Origin of the sequence: Streptomyces sp. NBC_01255 (assembly GCF_036226445.1) — a bacterium.
Classification (GTDB): domain Bacteria; phylum Actinomycetota; class Actinomycetes; order Streptomycetales; family Streptomycetaceae; genus Streptomyces.
The window spans coordinates 7,371,425-7,388,734 of record NZ_CP108474.1 but is presented as its reverse complement, the minus strand read 5'-3'; the positions used below and the strand labels follow the sequence as shown (position 1 = coordinate 7,388,734).

General features: G+C 74.6%; 14 protein-coding genes. 7 read left to right on the top strand and 7 right to left on the bottom strand.

What is annotated here, in order from left to right; translation table 11 throughout:
- The first annotated feature begins 117 nt into the window (after window positions 1–117).
- A complete protein-coding gene (locus tag OG357_RS33515; protein WP_329624674.1) occupies window positions 118–1,569 on the top strand; it encodes a GNAT family N-acetyltransferase in 1,452 nt (483 codons plus the stop codon).
- On the opposite strand, the gene OG357_RS33510 is transcribed toward OG357_RS33515, so the two are convergent.
- Window positions 1,478–2,707: a trans-sulfuration enzyme family protein gene (locus OG357_RS33510; protein ID WP_443066769.1), complete on the bottom strand. Its 1,230-nt coding sequence runs from the start codon at window positions 2,705–2,707 to the stop codon at window positions 1,478–1,480. The two genes, OG357_RS33515 and OG357_RS33510, sit on opposite strands and share 92 nt — an antisense overlap.
- Window positions 2,708–2,766: 59 nt before the next feature.
- Here OG357_RS33510 and OG357_RS33505 point away from each other — a divergent pair, with 59 nt between their 5' ends.
- The 3 genes from OG357_RS33505 (at window position 2,767) to OG357_RS33495 (ending at window position 5,555) form a co-directional block, all read left to right on the top strand.
- A complete protein-coding gene (locus OG357_RS33505; RefSeq protein ID WP_329624673.1) occupies window positions 2,767–3,264 on the top strand; it encodes an Lrp/AsnC family transcriptional regulator in 498 nt (165 codons plus the stop codon).
- 48 nt (window positions 3,265–3,312) lie between these two features.
- Window positions 3,313–5,016, top strand: a complete 1,704-nt coding sequence (locus tag OG357_RS33500) for a DUF885 domain-containing protein (RefSeq protein ID WP_329624672.1) — start codon at window positions 3,313–3,315, stop codon at window positions 5,014–5,016.
- An 89-nt stretch (window positions 5,017–5,105) separates the two neighbouring features.
- Entirely contained in the window at window positions 5,106–5,555 is a 450-nt protein-coding gene (locus OG357_RS33495) for an Lrp/AsnC family transcriptional regulator (RefSeq protein WP_329624671.1), read from the top strand.
- Here the strand turns inward: OG357_RS33495 and OG357_RS33490 are convergent.
- From OG357_RS33490 to OG357_RS33475, 4 genes are all read right to left on the bottom strand, one after another.
- On the bottom strand, window positions 5,545–8,616 hold the full coding sequence (locus tag OG357_RS33490) for an SMC family ATPase (protein WP_329624670.1): 3,072 nt from the start codon (window positions 8,614–8,616) through the stop codon (window positions 5,545–5,547). The two genes, OG357_RS33495 and OG357_RS33490, sit on opposite strands and share 11 nt — an antisense overlap.
- Complete coding sequence (locus OG357_RS33485) at window positions 8,613–9,782, bottom strand: exonuclease SbcCD subunit D (RefSeq protein WP_329624669.1); 1,170 nt, start codon at window positions 9,780–9,782, stop codon at window positions 8,613–8,615. The genes OG357_RS33490 and OG357_RS33485 overlap by 4 nt, the downstream gene beginning before the upstream one ends.
- Before the next feature lie 163 nt (window positions 9,783–9,945).
- Complete coding sequence (locus OG357_RS33480; RefSeq protein WP_329624668.1) at window positions 9,946–10,572, bottom strand: YigZ family protein; 627 nt, start codon at window positions 10,570–10,572, stop codon at window positions 9,946–9,948.
- 9 nt (window positions 10,573–10,581) lie between these two features.
- Window positions 10,582–12,180: a PucR family transcriptional regulator gene (locus tag OG357_RS33475; protein WP_329624667.1), complete on the bottom strand. Its 1,599-nt coding sequence runs from the start codon at window positions 12,178–12,180 to the stop codon at window positions 10,582–10,584.
- A gap of 186 nt (window positions 12,181–12,366) precedes the next feature.
- On the opposite strand from OG357_RS33475, the gene OG357_RS33470 reads away from it, so the two are divergent.
- From OG357_RS33470 to OG357_RS33460, 3 genes are all read left to right on the top strand, one after another.
- Entirely contained in the window at window positions 12,367–13,854 is a 1,488-nt protein-coding gene (locus OG357_RS33470; RefSeq protein ID WP_329624666.1) for a long-chain-fatty-acid--CoA ligase, read from the top strand.
- Window positions 13,855–13,960: 106 nt separating this feature from the next.
- Entirely contained in the window at window positions 13,961–15,454 is a 1,494-nt protein-coding gene (locus tag OG357_RS33465; RefSeq protein ID WP_329624665.1) for a carboxylesterase/lipase family protein, read from the top strand.
- Between the two features lie 79 nt (window positions 15,455–15,533).
- Window positions 15,534–16,022: a CoA-binding protein gene (locus OG357_RS33460; RefSeq protein WP_329624664.1), complete on the top strand. Its 489-nt coding sequence runs from the start codon at window positions 15,534–15,536 to the stop codon at window positions 16,020–16,022.
- Window positions 16,023–16,061: 39 nt separating this feature from the next.
- Here the strand turns inward: OG357_RS33460 and OG357_RS33455 are convergent, their stop codons facing one another.
- Together OG357_RS33455 and OG357_RS33450 are read right to left on the bottom strand one after the other, a co-directional pair.
- Window positions 16,062–16,628 carry a YbaK/EbsC family protein gene (locus tag OG357_RS33455; protein ID WP_329624663.1) on the bottom strand — a complete coding sequence of 189 codons (567 nt, stop codon included), beginning with the start codon at window positions 16,626–16,628 and terminating at the stop codon, window positions 16,062–16,064.
- 44 nt (window positions 16,629–16,672) lie between these two features.
- The gene (locus OG357_RS33450) at window positions 16,673–17,245 is read right to left on the bottom strand and encodes a helix-turn-helix domain-containing protein (protein ID WP_329624662.1); all 573 of its coding nucleotides are present in this window, start codon (window positions 17,243–17,245) and stop codon (window positions 16,673–16,675) included.
- Window positions 17,246–17,310 lie beyond the last annotated feature (65 nt).

Genomic DNA, 17,310 nt, shown 5'->3' with positions numbered 1-17,310 from the left:
CCGATCAGACTGTGACCCAAACGGTCTGAATCGGCCTCTAAGGCACCAGATCGGCGCTTAACCCGTCAGTCACAAAACGTTCGTGATCACGCAACACCACTGGGTCACAGTGAAGCCATGACCGATGTGACGTCTTCGAAGAGCACCCGCCGCCCGCACCACTGGCGGCACGACCTGATCGAGCTCGCCGCCCTGTTCACCGCCGTGGTGGTGGCCGACACGATCGCCAAGACCATCGCCAAGGGGCCCGACGGCCACTACCTCCTGGTGTTCTCGGCGATCGCGCTGGCCGCCACCGCCGCCTTCCACACGTGGTGGGCGCGGCGGGGCAGTCATGCCAGCCATGCACCGCCCCCCGGGGCCACCAGCGGTGACTCCGGCGGGCGCTCCACCACGGCTCCGTCGGCCGACGACCGCGCCGGCGCGGAGGACGCCCCGCGGCCGCCCGTCGAGACGGTCCTCTGGCGCATGCGGACCACCGTCGAGGACACCCCGGGCAGCCTCGCCGCCCTGTGCACGGTCCTCGCCCGGCTGGGCGTGGACATCCTCACCCTCCAGACCCACCCGCTCGCCCGGGGCACGGTCGACGAGTTCCTGCTCCGTGCCCCCGCCGACCTCTCCGCCCAGGATCTCGCCCGCGAGACCGCGGCGGCCGGCGGCCGCGACACCTGGACCGAGCGGGCCGACGCCCACGACCTGGTCGACACGCCCACGCGGGTCCTCGGCCTCGCCACCCGTACGGCGCTCGACGCCGCCGAACTGCCGCTCGCCCTGCGCCAGCTCCTCGGCCGCTGCACGCTCCACTCCGTCCCCGCGCTCTCCCTCACCGGCCGTCCCCTCGGCGAACAGGCCCCGGTCGAAGGGGTCCTGGAGGAGACCGTGATGCGGCTGCGCGACCCGAACGGCGGCACGCTCATCGTCGAGCGGCCCTATCTGCCCTTCACTCCGACCGAGTTCGCCCGCGCCCGCGCGCTCGTCGAGCTCGACGCCCGGCTCGGCCCGCGCCTCCCGCGCAGCCAGGACGTACTGACCCTGCCGGAGGGCAACGAAATCACCGTCCGCCGCGCGGACCAGCGCGACCTGCGCGCCGCGCGGGCGATGCACGACCGCTGCTCGGCCCGCACCCTCGGCCTGCGCTACCACGGCCCGGTCGGCGACGCCGACCGCTACCTCGACCATCTGCTCAGCCCCCGCTTCGGGCGCACGCTCGCCGTGCAGACGACCTCCGGCCGGCTCGTCGCCCTCGGCCACCTCCTGTGGGACGGCGACGAGACCGAGGTCGCCCTGATGGTCGAGGACGACTGGCAGCGGCGCGGCATCGGATCCGAGCTCCTCGGCCGGCTGGTGGCGATGGCCGAGGAGGCCGGCTGCGAGAGCGTGTACGCCGTGACCCAGGCGTCCAACACCGGGATGGTGGCCGCCATGCGGGCGCTGCAGCTCCCTCTCGACTACCAGATCGAGGAGGGCACCCTCGTCATCACCGCGCGACTGGCCGCAGCCCCGCGCCAGAGCCCTCGCTCTCCGTCGCGGTCGCTGCCTCACGAGGAGGTCCGGCGGGCGGAGCGCTGAGTGCCTGTGTCAGGTCCCGCCACAGGTCCTCGACGTCCTCCAGGCCGACCGACATCCGCAGCAGCCGGTCGCTGACGCCCGCCGAGCGCCGGTCTCCCTCGGCCACGATCCGGTGGCTGATGGAGGCCGGGTGCTGGATGAGGGTGTCGACGCTGCCGAGGCTGACCGCCGGGGTGATCAGCCGGACTCCGGCGATCACGTCGTGCGGGTCCCCGTAGACCTCGAAGGCGATCATCGCGCCGCCGATCCGCGGATAGTGGACGCGGGCGATCCGGGGGTCGGTGGCGAGTCGCCGGACGATTTCCGCCGCCGAGGAGGACGCCGCCCTCACCCGTACCGGAAGGGTGGAGAGGCCGCGCAGCAGCAGGTAGCCGGCGAGCGGGTGGAGCACTCCGCCGGTGGCGAAGCGGACCTGGCGGAGGGTACGGGCGAACTCCTCGTCGCAGGCGACGATCCCGCCCATGACGTCGCCGTGCCCGCCCAGGTACTTGGTCGCGCTGTGCAGCACGATCCGCGCGCCCTGTTCGACCGGGCGCTGGAGGACCGGCGTGGCGAAGGTGTTGTCGACCAGGAGCGGCACGGAGCCGCAGGAGTGGGCGATGGCGCGGATGTCGGCCTCGGCGAGGGTCGGGTTCGCCGGGGACTCGACCATGACGAGACCCGTGTCGGGGCGTATCGCGTCGGCGATGCCCGCCGGGTCGGTCCAGGTCACCTCGGTGCCGAGGAGTCCTGCCTCCAGGAGATGGTCGCTGCAGCCGTACAGCGGGCGGACCGCGACCACATGGCGCAGCCCCTGGCTCGCCCGGGCGAGGAGGACGGCGGTGAAGGCCGCCATGCCGCTGGCGAAGGCCACGGCGGACTCGGCGCCCTCCAGGCGGGCGAGGGCCTCCTCGAAGCGGGCCACGGTGGGGTTGTCGAGCCGGGCGTAGACGGGCGGGCCGTCGAGCCGGGCGCCCGTGGTGGCGAACTCGTCGATGCGGGCGGCCTCGGCCCGGGCGTCGTACGAGGGGTAGGTGGTCGACAGGTCGAGCGGCGGGGCGTGCACTCCGAGCGTGGCGAGGTCCTCGCGGCCGGCGTGCACGGCTTCGGTGGCGAGCGCCCTCGGGGTGGCCGAGGGGTCGCGGTCCATGGCGTCCATGGCGGCACTGTGAACGTTTACCGGAAGGTAGCGGGAACAGGCCGTGCTACGTTCGACCGATGGCCGAAACTGTCGTACTGGACGCGGTCGATCTGCACATTCTTCGCCTCCTGCAGAACGACGCCCGGACCACCTACCGCGAACTCGCCGCCGAGGTCGGCGTGGCGCCCTCGACCTGCCTGGACCGAGTGGCCCGCCTGCGCCGCACGGGCGTGATCCTCGGTCACCAGCTACGACTGGATCCGGCCAAACTCGGCCGGGGGCTGGAAGCCCTTCTCCTCGTGCAGGTCCGGCCCCACCGGCGGGAACTGATCGGTCCGTTCGTCGACCGGATCCGGGCCCTTCCCGAGTCCCGGGCGCTCTTCCATCTGACGGGCCCCGACGACTACCTGGTCCACGTTGCCGTGGCGGACCCCGCCGACCTGCAACGACTCGTGCTCGACGAGTTCACGTCACGCCGCGAGGTGGCCCGGGTCGAGACCCGGCTGATCTTCCAGCAGTGGGAGTGCGGCCCGCTTCTGCCGCCCTCCGCGGGCCCTTCCTTGTCGGCCGACTGAGGACGAACGAGGGTGACGGGGCTTGCGGGAGAGGCCAGGATGGCCCCCATGCCAGAGACTTCCAGCAGCCCGCTGCCCCGCCAGGTCGCCGACGCCCACGTCGACGCACTCATCGCCCTCGACCCGATCACCGGTACGTACCTGGGAGTCAAGGAGAGCGCCGGTCGTCTGCCCGACTTCTCGCCCGCCGGGCAGAAGACCGTGGCCGACCTCGCCCGGCGCACGCTCGCCGCCCTCGACGCGGCGGAGCACGTCGAGGGCGCCGAGAGCGAAGCGGAGCAGCGGTGCGCCCGGCTGCTGCGGGAACGCCTCATGGCCGAGCTCGCCGTGTACGAGGCCGACGAGGGCCTCTGCACGGTCAGCAACATGCGGTCGCCCGCCCACAGCGTGCGGATCGTCTTCACGATGATGCCGACGGAGACCGCGGAGGACTGGACGGCGGTCGCCACGCGACTGCGGGCCGTCCCCGCCGCGTTGGAGGGCTACCGCTCCGCGCTCGCGCTCGGCCTGGAGCGCAAGCTCTTCGCCGGGCCGCGCCCCACCGCCACGTTCGTCGGCCAGCTCACCGAGTGGGCGGGCGGGGAGAGCGGCGGGCGGGGCTGGTTCGAGGAGTTCGCCGCGGTCTGTCCCGACACGCTTCCCGAGGAGCTCCGGACCGAGCTCGCGGTGGCGTCCGAGGGCGCGACCGAGGCGGTGGCGGCGCTGCGGGACTGGATGCGGGACGTGTACGCCCCGACCGTCGCGGACGCACCGAACACCGTGGGCCGTGAGCGCTACCAGCGCTGGACCCGCTACTTCAACGGCACCGACCTGGACCTCGACCAGGCGTACGCGTACGGCTGGTCCGAGTACCACCGGCTGCTCGGCGAGATGCGTTCCGAGGCCGAGCGGATCCTGCCCGGCGCAGGCCCCTGGGAGGCCCTCGCCCACCTCGACGAGCACGGCACGCACGTCGAGGGCGTGGAGGAGGTACGGGTCTGGCTCCAGGGGCTGATGGACGAGGCGATCGAGGCGCTCGACGGCACCCACTTCGAACTGGCCGACCGCGTACGGCGGGTGGAGTCCCGGATCGCCCCGCCCGGCGGCGCCGCCGCGCCGTACTACACCGGACCGTCCGAGGACTTCTCGCGCCCCGGCCGCACCTGGCTGCCGGTGGACGGCACGACCCGCTTCCCCGTCTACGACATGGTGTCGACCTGGTACCACGAGGGCGTGCCGGGCCATCACCTCCAGATCGCGCAGTGGGTGCACGTCGCCGACCGGCTCTCCCGCTACCAGGCGACCATCGGCAAGGTGAGCGCCAACATGGAGGGCTGGGCGCTGTACGCGGAGCGGCTGATGGACGAGCTCGGCTTCCTGCCCGACGCGGAGCGGCGGCTCGGCTACCTCGACGGCCAGATGATGCGGGCGTGCCGGGTGATCGTGGACATCGGCATGCACCTGGGCCTGGAGATCCCGGCGGACTCGCCGTTCCGGCCGGGCGGGCGATGGACCCCGGAGCTCGCGCAGGAGTTCTTCCAGCTGCACAGCAGCCGTCCGCCGGCCTTCGTGGAGAGCGAGATGACCCGCTACCTCTCGATGCCGGGCCAGGCGATCGGCTACAAGCTGGGCGAGCGTGCCTGGCTGCTCGGACGGGCCAACGCGCGGGCCGCGCACGGTGAGGCGTTCGACGCGAAGGCCTGGCACATGGCGGCCCTCTCGCAAGGCCCGCTGGGCCTCGACGACCTGGTCGACGAGCTGTCGCGGCTCTGAGGAACGTCGACACCAGGTCCCGTACCACCGCGTGAGAATCCCCGGCCGCTCGGTTGATCAGCCGGGGATTCCCCTGCTATTCCTGCCACATGACCACCGAGTACACCCCGGACGCCACCGACTGGCGCATTCTCGAAGCCCTCCAGTCCGAGGGCCGGGCCAGCTTCGCCGAACTGGCCCGCGCCGTGTCGATGTCGCCGTCCGCCGTGACCGAGCGGGTGCGGCGCCTGGAGGAGGCGGGGGTGATCGCCGGGTACACGGCGATCGTCGACCAGGACCGGCTCGGTCTGCCCATCCTCGCCTTCGTACGGCTGCGCTACCCGCACGGCAACTACAAGCCGTTCCACGACCTCCTGGCCACCACGCCGGAGGTCCTGGAGGCCCACCACGTGACGGGCGACGACTGCTTCGTCCTCAAGGTCGCCGCCCGTTCCATGAAGCACCTGGAGGAGATCTCCGGGAAGATCGCCACGCTCGGCTCGGTGACGACGAGCGTCGTCTACTCCTCGCCGCTGCCCCGGCGCTCCATCAGCCGCTGAGCGCGTCCCCGCCGGTGCGCAGCCGCACCGCCGAGCCGTGCCGGGCCTTGACGACCTCCAGCTGGGCCGGGATGCGGCGGCGCAGGTCGCCGACGTGGCTGACGATGCCGACGCTGCGGTCGCGCTCGCGCAGCGAGTCGAGGACGTCGAGGACCTCGTCGAGCGTCTGCTCGTCGAGGCTGCCGAACCCCTCGTCGATGAAGAGGGTGTCGAGCCGGACGCCGCCCGCCTCGTCCGTGACGACGTCGGCGAGGCCGAGGGCGAGGGCCAGGGAGGCGAAGAAGGTCTCGCCGCCGGAGAGCGTGGCGGTGTCGCGCTCGTTGCCCGTCCACGCGTCGACCACGTGCAGCCCGAGGCCGGCCCGCTTGCCGCCGGAGCGCGCGTCGGAGTGGACGAGGGTGTAGCGGCCGGAGGACATGCGCTGGAGGCGGGCGGTCGCGGCGGCGGCGACCTGTTCGAGGCGGGCGGCCAGGACGTACGACTCCAGGCGCATGCGGCGCTCGTTCTCCGCGGACGTGCCGGCGGTGAGGGCGGCGAGCCGGGCCACCCGGTCGTACTCCTCGCGGAGCGGCCCGAGCCGGCGGACCTCGGTGCCGGCCTGCCGGGAGAGGCCGGTGAGGCCGGTCGCCCGCTCGCGGGCCGCCGCCAGGTCGGACGCGGCCTGCCGGAGCGCGCGTTCGACCGCCGCGTGGACGGCAGCGGCGGCTGCCGGATCGGCGGGCGGGAGGGCGGCGGCAGCGGCGGTGCCGGGCTCGGCGAGCCGGTCCGCGACGGCGGCCGCCTCGGCCTGCCAGGCGTCCACGCGCTGCTGGAGGCCGCGGCGTTCGGCCTCGCCGACGAGGGCGTCGCGGGCCTCGGCCGGGGTGGCGAAGCCCGCGCGGTAGGCGGCGTCGGCGAGCCGGTCGTCGGCTTCCTTGAGGCGCTGCGCGGCGAGTTCGGCGGCGCGTACGGTCGCGGCGGCCTCGACCAGGACGGCGATCTGCCGCTCCAGGCGGGTGGCGTGCTCGGCCACACTGCCGAACGCGCCGCGTCCGCGCACGAGTTCCTCGTCGAGCGTGGCCTGCTCCCCTTCCAGCGCCTCGCGGCGCGAGGTGCGCGCGGCGACCCGCCGCTCGGCCTCCCGCTGCGCGGAGACCCGCTCCTCGTACTCCCGCTCGGCCCGCGCGAGCGCCTCCCGGGCGCCGTGCGTCTGCCCGGCGAGCGCGTGCGCCGCACCGTGCAGGCGGGTCAGCTCCTCGACGTCCCGCGCGAGTTCGTCGACCGTGGGGTCCGCTGCGGTCGCGGCGGCCGCCGTCGCGGCCGTGGGACCGGAGCCGTCCGCCGCCGGCAGGACCTCCGCGCGGGCCGCGGACCAGGCCTCCCGGGTGACGGCCAGCTCGCGTTCGACGGCGGTACGGGCCTCGTCGGCGCGGGTGTAGGCCGCGTAGGCGGCGTCCTCCGTGGCCCGGTCGACGTGGTCGGCGGTGGTGCGGGCCGGGGCCGGGTGGGCCGTGGAGCCGCAGACCTGGCAGGCGTCGCCCTCGGTGAGGGTGGCGGCGAGTTCGGCGGCGATGCCCCGCAGCCGACGGGACTTGACGTCGAGCCAGGTCTCGTGGGCGGTGTTCCGGTGCTCGCGGGCATCCGTGAGCCGCGCCTCGGCGGCCGCCGTGTCCCGCTCCAGGCCGTCGCGGCGGCGGGCCGCGGCGAGGCGGCGGCGGGCGGGCTCCAGGCGTCCGGCGAGGTGCTCGGCGCGGGCGGCGGCGTCCGTGGCGGCCTCGACGCGCTCGGCGAGGGCGGTCCTGCGGGGTTCCCAGTCGGCGAGCCAGCCGGCCGCGTCCTGGAGGGCGTCCTCGTCGGCCCGCGCCTCGCGCGCCAGAGCGGCCCGTTCCTCGGCGAGCGCGGCGGCGCGGCGCTCGGCGCGGCGGGCCGCGTCGAGTCCGCCGAGCTCCCCGCGCAGCCGGTGTTCGAGGGCGGAGAGGTGCTCGGCCCCCTCGTCGGCGAGGGCGGGCGGCAGGAGGGCGCGGGAGCGTGCGCGGGCCGCGTGCGCGGTGGCGTGCTCGCGCTCGGCGTCCTTGCGCAGGCCGAGCGCGGGCGCGACACGCTCGGCCTTCAGGGACCGGTCGAGGGCGGTCTGGTGGCGGTCGCGCTCGGGGGCGCGGGCGGTGAGCTGCTCGCGGCGCCGCAGCGCGTCGGCGTGCCGGGCCTGGCGGTCGGCGAGCTCCTTCTCGGCGTCGAGGGCCTCGCGGGCGGCGGCCTGTCCGTGCTCGGCGGCGGCGAACCGTACGCCGGCGATGTCGAGGGCCTCTCGGGCCTCGGTGCGGGCGACGGCGGCCCAGGTCAGGACGGCGTCGGCGAGGCCGGGGTCGCCGGGACGCCCTTCGACGGGGGTGCGTGCGGCGTCGAGGCCGCCGGCGGCCTGCGTCATGCGGTGGGCGAGGGTGAGGAGCCGCTCGTCCCCGTCCCGTACCTGCTGCTCGGCGGCGCGCCGGAGGTCGGCGAGTCGCTCCTCGACGGCGGCGAAGCGGCGGGTGTCGAAGAGACGGCCGAGGAGCTTGCCCCGGGCCTCGGCGTCGGCACGCAGGAACTTCGCGAAGTCGCCCTGCGGGAGGAGGACGACCTGGCAGAACTGCTCGCGGCTCATGCCGACGAGCTGGGTGATCTCCTCGCCGATCTCCTGGTGGGAGCGGCTGAGCCCGGCCCACTCGCCGGTGGCCGGGTCGTACTGGCGGAGCCAGGTCTGGGCCTTCTCGGTGGTGAAGCCGCCGCCGCGCTTCTTGGGCCGCTGCTGGGCGGGGCGGCGGGTGATCTCCAGGCGCCGCTCCCCCACGGTCAGTTCGAGGAGGACCTCGGTGTACGTGCCGACGGGCGCGTGGTCGCTGCGCAGGGAGGCGCCGGGGCTCTGGCGGACGCCGGGCACGCTCCCGTACAGGGCGAAGCAGACCGCGTCGAGGACGGAGGTCTTCCCGGCGCCGGTCGGGCCGTGGAGGAGGAAGAGACCGGCCGAGGAGAGGGTGTCGAAGTCGACCGTCTGCGTGGTGCCGAAGGGCCCGAACGCGGTGATCTCCAGGCGGTGCAGCCTCACCGGCCCACCTCGCGCTCGGCCGAGTCGACGCGTACGTCGTCGAAGGCGGCGTACAGGACCGTCCGCTCCGGGCCGTCGAGCCCCGCGCCGCCGCGTACGTGGGCCACGAAGTCCTCCGCGATCTGCTGGTCGCTGCGGTCCCGGAGCCGCTGGGCGTAGGAGGCGTCGGGGCCGCCCTCGGTGCGCTCCGGGTCGAAGACGAGGTTCAGGGTGTGCGGGAAGCGCTCGACGAGCCGGGCCATGGGCTCGGCGGGGCGTACGGGGTCGGTGAGGGTGGCCTCGACCCAGGACTGCTCGTGGGGGGCGAGCGCGGGGTCGTCGAGGAGGTCGTCGAGCCGTCCCCGGATCCGGGCGAGGGGACGGGGGACGGGGCAGTCGACGCGCTCGGCGGTGAGGACGGCGCCGTCCGCGCCCAGGTCGACGAGCCACATCGTCTTGCGGTGGTCGGCCTCGGAGAAGGAGTACGCGAGCGGGGAGCCGGAGTAGCGCACCCGCGGGGTGAGGGTCTGGCTGCCGTGGAGGTGGCCGAGGGCGACGTAGTCGACGCCGTCGAAGACGCCGGCGGGTACGGCGGCGACGCCGCCGACGGTGATGTCCCGCTCGCTGTCGCTGGGGGCGCCGCCCGCCACGAAGGCATGGGCGAGGACGACGGAGCGGGTGCCGGCGGCGCGGCCTGCGAGGTCGGCGCGGACCCGGTCCATGGCGGCGGCGAGGACGGCCTCGTGCCCGCCCTTCGGGGCGCCGAGCTGTTCGCGCACGAGGGCCGGTTCGAGGTACGGCAGGCCGTAGAGGGCGACGTCGCCGTGGGCGTCGGTGAGGACGACGGGGGTTCCGATGCCGGCCGGGTCGGTACGGAGGTGGATGCCCGCCCGCTCGATCAGCCCCGCGCCGACCCCGAGGCGGCGGGCCGAGTCGTGGTTGCCGGAGATCATGACGGTCGGCACGCCGGCCTCGGCGAGGCGGTGGAGGGCCGTGTCGAAGAGCTCGACGGCGGGCAGCGGCGGCACGGCCCGGTCGTAGACGTCGCCGGAGACGAGGACGGCGTCCACTCCGTGCGCGTGGACGGTCGCCACGAGGTGGTCGAGGAACGCGGCCTGGGCTTCGAGGAGCCCGACGCGGTGGAAGGACCGGCCGAGGTGCCAGTCCGAGGTGTGCAGGAGCCTCACGATGCCGTCCCACCCCGCATGTGTGCCGCTCCTCGCCGCCGGTTCCCTGTTCGTGTGCGCCCTCCACGCTATCCCGGTCGGAGGCGTGGGTGGGGCCGTACGCGATTCCGCCCGGGGGCGGGCGGCGACGGGGAACGGGGGGCGGGTCCGGGAGCGGGCGCGCTCAGGCGTCGCCGTACGCCTCCCCGCCGAGTTCGAACACGGCCGTGCCCGCCGTGCTGTCCGCGAGCCACGCCCGGAAGGCGGGGACGTCGCTGTCCGGGAGGCCGATCTCGATCGTGACGGCCTCCGCGTACCGCACGTCCCGGACGGCGCGGCCGGTGGCCCGCAGGTCGTTCTCCAGCTTCCCCGCCCGCTGGTGGTCGACGGTGACGGTGACGAGCCGGAAGCGCTGCCGGGTCACCGTGCCGAGCTCGTCGAGCGCCTCGCCGACCACGCCGCCGTACGCACGGATGAGACCGCCCGCGCCGAGTTTCACGCCGCCGTAGTAGCGGGTGACGACGGCGACGACGTAACGCATCTCACGGCGCAGGAGCATCTGGAGCATCGGGACGCCCGCCGTGCCGCCGGGCTCGCCGTCGTCGCTCGCCTTCTGCACGGAGGCGTCGGCGCCCAGGACGTACGCGAAGCAGTTGTGCGAGGCGGTGGGGTGCTCCTTGCGGATGCGCGCGACGAAGTCCTGCGCCTCCCGCTCGTCGGCGACGGGCGCGAGCGCGCAGAGGAAGCGCGAGCGGTTGATCTCGGTCTCGTGCACACCCTCGCGGGCCGGAGTGCGGTACTGCTCCTGCATCCCGCCAGCCTACGTTCCGTCCGGCTCGTACTCCCCGGCGGCCGGTTCGGGTGCGTCCGCCAGGCCCGCGTAGGGCAGCGCGCGCAGCGCGAGGGCCCAGCCGAGGCGCGCCTCGCCGGACTCGCTGGAACGGCCGGTGAGCTCGGCGATACGGCCGATGCGGTTGAGGACGGTGTTGCGGTGGCAGTAGAGCAGTTCGGCGGCCCGGGCGGCCGAACAGCCGTGGTCCAGCCAGACCCGGAGGGTGGTCAGGAGCGCTGCCCGCTCACCGCCGGTGGCGAGGACGGGCCCGAGGTGGACGGTGACGATCCGCTCGGCGATGTCGGCGCGCCCGCTGAGGAGCACCTGCGCGAGCCGGTCGTCGAAGGCGGCGACCTCCCCGCTGCCCGCCGGGAGGGTACGGAGGGTCTGCTCGGCGAGCCGGAGGGCGCGGCCGGCGTGGGAGAGCCGCTCGAACTCCGGGGAGATCCCGGCGGTCGCGCCGGTCAGCTCCCGCAGGACGTCGAGGAGGGCGCGCGCGGCCGGGTCGGCGGACCCCCGGGGGCCGGCGGCCGGCCTGCCGGGGGGCGTGTCGCGGCGCGGCAGCCGGACGATCCCGGCGTACCGGCCGGAACGGGGCCGCCAGAACGACCACATCCCCTGGGCCTCCAGGACGGGCGCGAGGTGCGGCGGGGCGGCCGGGTCCTGGGCGGCGACCACCACGACGTACCGGTCGCAGGCGGGGATCCCGAGCGCGGCGGCCGCGGCCGAGGCGACGGCGGGGTCGTCGGCGCGGCCGTCGAGGAGCGCCTCGAAGAGGGCGACGCGCCGGGTGTCCTGGCGGCTCTGGAGCTCCAGCTGGGCGAGCCGGTACTCGTCGGCCATCGCGACGGAGTAGCGGTCGATCGTCTCCCAGACGCCGCCCGCCATGTCGAGCTCGATGTCCCGGCTGTCGGCCTCCCGGCCGGCCCGGGTCCTGAGGTGCTCGGCCATGACCTGCCAGAGGACCCGGCCGCCGCGCCGGTAGGCCTGGAGGACGGTGTCGAGGGGGACGCCCTGCTCGGCGCGGCGGCGGCCGGTCTGGCGGGCCGCCCGCTCGAAGTCGCCGCCGGTCGGGGCGAGGCCGCCGAAGTCCTCCAGGGCGCGCAGGAGGTTGTCGCGGCAGATCTCCCAGAGGTCGTCACGGGTGACGGGGGCGTCGGAGGCGTACGTACCGGAGTGGGCGCGGATGTCGTCGACGGCCCGGTCGGTGAGCCGGTCCACGTCGCCGAGCATCGTCGTGGAGAGCGCGCGCCGGAGCGCCCCGGAACCGGCGGCTGACCCCAGGGGCGTATGGGCTCCGCCGGAGCGCGGGGAACCGGCGCGCGAGGCGCCGGGCCGGGTGGCGGCGGGGCGGGTGGCGGCGGGCAGGGTGGCGCCGGGCCGGACGGGGGCGGGAGCGCCGGGGGCGACGGGGCGGGGATCGCCGAAGCGCGGGGCGTCGGCACGGTCGTGACGGTCCGGGCGCCCGTCAGGGCGCGCGTCCGGACGGGGGGCGTCCGGACGGGGGGCGTCCACGCGTGCGTCCGGGCGCGCGGCCGTCGCGCGGGGTTCGTTGCCGGGGCGGGGGGCGGCCGGGCTGTGCGTCATGGCTCGCACCGTAGCCCCGGGATTTGGCGAATGCCACGGGTCGCGCACGGCAGCGGTGCCACTGCCCAGCTCCGTTCGGCACATGGTGGGCATCTGCACATGGCATCCGGGCGGTGCGGCGGCGGATTCTGTGCCGTGTCAGCCGATCGTCAACAGCGCTGTTACCCGGCGTCTCTGGAGCCTTTCATGTCACTGAGCGTCGCCGGCGTCCTCGGCGAGTCCGCCCGCCACTTCCCCGACCGGATCGCGGTCGTCGAGGGCGCGGCCCGGCTCACCTACCGCGAGCTGTGGACGGAGTCGCTGCGCTGCGCCGCCGGGCTGCGGGAGGCGGGCCTGAAGCCGGGCGACCGGCTGGCCGTGCTGCTGCCGAACACCACCGAGTTCCTGCGCGTGTACTACGGCGCCCTGGCGGCCGGCGTGACCGTCGTACCGGTGCACGCGCTGCTCGTCGCCGACGAGGTGCGGTACGTCCTGGAGCACAGCGGCGCGGTCGGCATCGTGAGCGGCGGGCCGCTGTGGGCGGTGGCCGACGAGGCCGCACGGGCGGCCGGGGTGCGCGCGTTCCAGGGGGCGCCCTCGGCGGCCGAACCGCTGGCCGCGAGCGAGCCGGCCGACCCCGGGGACGTCGCCGTGATCCTCTACACGAGCGGAACGACGGGCCGCCCCAAGGGCGCCCTGCTGACCCATCTCAACATCGCCATGAACGCCTCGGTGGCCGCGCACGACCTCCTCGGCCTCGGCGAGGGCGATGTGGTCCTCGGCTGTCTGCCGCTCTTCCACAGCTACGGCCAGACCTGCGCGATGAACGGGACGCTGCGCGGGGGCGCGACGCTCGTGCTCATGCCCCGGTTCAGCGGCCCGGCGGCCCTGGAGGTGCTGGCCGCCGAGGGCGTGACGGTCTTCATGGGCGTGCCGACGATGTACCACGCGCTCGTGGAGGCCGCGGCGGTCTCCGACCGGCGCCCGACGGCCCTCCGCTCCGCCGTCTCGGGCGGTGCGGCCCTCCCGGTCGCCGTCCTGGAGCGCTTCGAGGAGACCTTCCGCACGCAGGTCCTGGAGGGGTACGGCCTGACGGAGACCTCGCCGATCGCCACTTTCAACCAGCCGCACCTCGGCCGCAGGCCGGGGACGGTCGGGCACGCGGTGTGGGGCGTGGAGGTGGGGATCGCGGACGCGGCCGTGGAGCGGGAGATCCTGCTGCTCGCGGACGGCGAGGTCGGCGAGGTCGTGGTCCGCGGGCACAACATCTTCGCGGGCTACCTCGACGACGCCGAGGCGACGGCGGCGGCGGTCGTGGACGGCTGGTTCCGTACGGGGGACCTGGGCGTCCTGGACGAGGGCGGCTTCCTGCGGATCGTGGACCGGAAGAAGGACCTGGTCATCCGGGGCGGCTTCAACATCTACCCGCGCGAGGTCGAGGAGGTGCTCGTGCGCCATCCGTCGGTCTCGGAGGTCGCGGTGATCGGCGTGCCCGACGACGCGAAGGGCGAGGAGGTGTGCGCGGTGGTGGTACGCAGGGACGGCGCCGCGCCGCTCTCCGAGGAGGAGCTCGTGGAGTGGTCGCGGGAGCGCCTCGGCCGCCACAAGTACCCCCGGATCGTGCACTTCGTGGAGGCGCTGCCGCTCGGCCCGACCGGGAAGGTCCTCAAGCGCGCACTGGTGGTGCAGCCTTAGGGCCTGTCCGGAACACCCGTCCCGGTCGGCGCCGCGCGTCCGAACGGCACGCTGACCCATCATCCGGACGGTGTGAGCACCGTCGGACCGAGGAAGGACTGAATCGATGGCGGAGACCCATACGCGGGGCGGGGCGCTGCGCGGCACTCTGAAGGACGGCGTGGCCGCCTTCCTCGGCGTCCCCTACGCGCGGGCTCCCGTCGGGGCGCTGCGCTTCCGCGCGCCGGAACCGGCCGGGCCCTGGGAGGGCGTCCGGGAGGCCACGGCCTTCGGAGCGACGGCGCCGAAGCGCCCGTACTCCCCGCCGCTCGACGCACTGCTCCCCGACCCCGACGTCGAGGGCGACGACTGCCTCAACCTCAACGTGTGGGCGCCGTGGGATCCTTCGGGACCGACCGGACCGACCGGACCGACCATGGCGCAGGCCGGGCGGCGGCCGGTCATGGTCTGGATCCACGGAGGGTCGCTGATCCACGGCTCCTCGGCGGTCCCCGTCTACGACGGCACCGCCTTCGCCCGGGACGGCGTGGTCCTCGTCTCGGTCAACTACCGGCTCGGCGTCGAAGGGTTCGGGGTCTTCCCCGACGCGCCCGCCAATCTCGGGCTGCGCGATCAGATCGCCGCGCTGACCTGGGTACGGGAGAACATCACGGCCTTCGGCGGGGACCCGGAGCGGGTCACCGTGTTCGGCGAGTCGGCCGGCGCGATCTCGATCGCCGCCCTGCTGGCCTCGCCGCTCGCGAAGGGCCTCTTCCGGCGGGCCGTGGTGCAGAGCGGCGCGCCGATCGCCCAGCCGCTCGCCACCGCGCGCCGGACCACCGAGGCGGTGGCCGCGCGGCTCAAGGTGCCGGCGACGGCGGAGGCGTTCGCGCGCGTCGACCCGGAGCTGCTGCTCGCGGCGCAGACCGAGGTGACGGGCAAGGGCTCGCCCCTCACCGGCGGGCACTCCTTCCAGATCGCCGTGGACGGCGAGGTCCTGACGCGCGATCCGGCGGAGGCGCTCGCGGACGGCGCGTCGGCGGAGGTGGATCTGCTCATGGGCACGACCACCGAGGAGTACCGGCTGTGGTTCGTGCCGAGCGGTGTCACCGACCGGGTGGGGCCCTGGGTGCAGCGGCTCCTGCTGCGGAAGGCGAAGGTGCCGGCCCGTACGGCGAAGGTGTACCGCACGGGCCGGCCGCGGGAGAAGCCGGGCGAGGTCCTGGGCGCGCTCGCCACGGACAAGCTGCTGCGGATCCCGCTGAACAGGCTCGCGGACGCCCGGCTGCGTTCCGGCGGGCCCGCCGGAACGTATCTGTACGAGTTCGGCTGGCGCTCCCCCGTCCTGGACCTCGGGGCCTGTCACGCGCTCGAACTCGGCTTCGTCTTCGACACGCTCGACCTGCCGGAGACCCGCGCGCTGACCGGTCCGAAGGCTCCCCAGGAGCTGGCGACGGCGATGCACGCCGCCTGGGTGGCCTTCGCCGCGACGGGCGAGCCGGGCTGGCGTGCGTGGGACCCGACGCGTCCGGTGATGACCTTCGGTCCGGGCCTTCCGTCCCTGGTCGAGGCGCCGCGCGAGGCCGAACGGCGCGCCTGGGGGTCCCCGGACGCCCTCTGAGGCACCGGCCGGGAATCACGGCACGGTGCGCCTCGTTCACCTCGGTGACGGGCCGCACCGAGGAGAGGCAGCAGCAGCGATGAGCATCGACACCACGACCACCGAGCCGACCGACGAGCCGACGGATGAGCCGACCGATGTGCCGGCTGCGGAGCCGAGCGCGTACTCCGCGTCGGAGACGGTGCGGCGGATCCTGACGGCCACGGGCGACACCTGGGCGGTGGTGGGGCTCTCCAGCAACCAGGCGCGGGCCGCGTACGGCGTGGCGGGCGTGCTCCAGCGCTTCGGCAAGCGGATCGTCCCGGTCCACCCGAAGGCCGAGACGGTCCACGGCGAGAAGGGCTACGCCTCCCTCGACACCATTCCGTTCCCCGTCGACGTCGTGGACGTGTTCGTGAACAGCGAGCTGGCGGGCGCGGTCGCCGACGAGGCGGTCGCGATCGGCGCCAAGGCGGTCTGGTTCCAGCTGGACGTGATCGACGAGGCCGCCTTCGCCCGCACCCGCGAGGCGGGGCTCGACATGGTCATGGACCGCTGCCCCGCCATCGAGATCCCCCGCCTCGGCTGACGACTCCGGCGGGGACGGCGGGCACGGCGCGGACCCGCCTCAGGCGACGACCGGGACGCCGAGCCCCTCCAGGACCACCGCGCCGGGGAGTTGGGCGAAGGCCTTCCCCGGCACGATGAGCTTTCCGCGCCTGCGGCCGCTGCCGACGAGGACCCACTCGGTGTCCACGACGGCGGCGTCGACGAGGAGGGCCCAGTCGGCCGGGAGGCCGATCGGGGTGATGCCGCCGTACTCCATGCCGGTCTCGCCGGTCGCGGTGTCCATCGGCGCGAACGAGGCCTTGCGGGCGCCGAGGTGCTTGCGTACGACGCCGTTGACGTCGACCCGGGTCGCCGACTTCACGACGCAGGCGGCCAGAGTCGTCGTCTCGCCCCGCCTGCCCGCGACCACCACGCAGTTGGCGGATTCGTCGAGCAGCGCGGGCCCGTAGTGCTCCAGGAAGACGGCGGTGTCGGCGACGGCCGGATCGGTGTCCACGTACACGAGGCGGTCGGCCGGTACGGGGCCCTGCCAGGCGCGGAGGCCGGCGGCGACGGGCCCGGTCAGCTCGTCGAGGCAGTCGGGGGCGGGACGGGCGTTGTCGAAGTCTCCGATGGGTGCGCGCATACGCGTCACGCTAACCATCGATGCCCGGATCGTGGATACCCGTCTCAGCGCGCGGGCGGGATGGAGACGGCCATCGTCATCTCGACCGGCTCGTCGCCGTCGTTGCGGTAGGTGTGCGGCACGTTGGCCTCGAAGACCGCGGAGGTACCGGCCGGCAGCGGGTGCTCCCCGTCGTCGACGACGAGGGTGAGGACTCCGGCGGTGACGTGGAGGAGCTCGGTGGTGCCGTCCGGGTGCGGGTCGGAGGCGCTTTCCTCGCCCGGCATGAGGGTCCAGGCCCAGAGTTCCAGCGGCCCGCGCGCCTCCGTGCCCACCAGGAGGGTGTTGTGGCTGCCCGCGGAGGTGGACCACATCCGGACGGCCTGGCCGGGCGGGACCAGCCGGACCTGGGGGCCCTGTTCGTAGTCGAGGAGGGTCGTGATGGAGACGCCGAGGGCGTCCGCCAGCTTCACGGTGGTGCCGACGCTGGGGTTCGTCCTCGCCTGCTCGATCTGGATGATCATGCCCCGGCTGACCCCGGCCCGGGCTGCGAGCGCGTCCAGGGTGAACCCCCGCTCCTTGCGCCAGCGCTTCAGGTTCCGGGCGAGCGACTGCGTGAGCTGATCGAGGTCCGACACATTCCGTCCAATATTTTGGATGACAGAGTTCACTGCATTGAACTACGGTGAGCTGTACCCGACCG